Origin of the sequence: Actinomadura rubrisoli (assembly GCF_004349215.1) — a bacterium.
GTDB lineage: Bacteria > Actinomycetota > Actinomycetes > Streptosporangiales > Streptosporangiaceae > Spirillospora > Spirillospora rubrisoli.
Genome location: NZ_SMKU01000772.1, coordinates 1 through 693 on the forward strand (window position 1 = coordinate 1; position 693 = coordinate 693).

A 693-nucleotide genomic window follows, 5' to 3' on the forward strand; every position below is an offset into this window, starting at 1 on the left:
GGTCCTCGTCTCGGTGGAGGGGGTGTACAAGCACTTCCCGATCCGGCGGGGGATCGTGTTCAAGCGGGAGGTCGGCCGCGTCCACGCGGTGGACGGCGTGGACCTGCGGGTGCGGCGCGGGGAGACGCTCGGGATCGTGGGGGAGTCGGGGTGCGGGAAGTCCACGCTCGCCCGCTGCGTCACGGGCCTGCACCCGGTGACGCGGGGCCGGATCGTGTTCGAGGGCACCGACATCACGCGGCTGACCAGGCCGGGGCTGAAGGCGTTCCGCCGCGACGTCCAGATGATCTTCCAGGATCCGTACGGGTCGCTGAACCCGCGGCGCCGGGTCGGCTCGATCATCGGCGACCCGTTCGCCGTCCACGGCGTCGCCGGCGGCGCGGAGCGCAGGCGGCGCGTCCAGGAGCTGATGGAGCTGGTCGGGCTGAACCCCGAGCACTACAACCGGTTCCCGGCCGAGTTCTCCGGCGGGCAGCGCCAGCGCATCGGGGTGGCGCGGGCGCTGGCGCTGCGGCCGAAGCTGATCGTGTGCGACGAGCCGGTGTCGGCGCTGGACGTCTCGATCCAGGCGCAGGTGATCAACCTGCTCAAGGACCTCCAGGACGAGCTGGGCCTGACGTATGTGTTCATCGCCCACGACCTGTCGGTGGTGCGGTACGTCAGCGACCGGGTCGCGGTGATGTACCTGGGGAG

1 protein-coding gene is annotated in these 693 nt (G+C 71.3%); it reads left to right on the plus strand.

The annotated features are described in order from the left end of the window. The coding region (locus E1298_RS47400) for an ABC transporter ATP-binding protein (protein ID WP_131903920.1) at positions 1–693 on the plus strand (693 nt) is incomplete at both ends.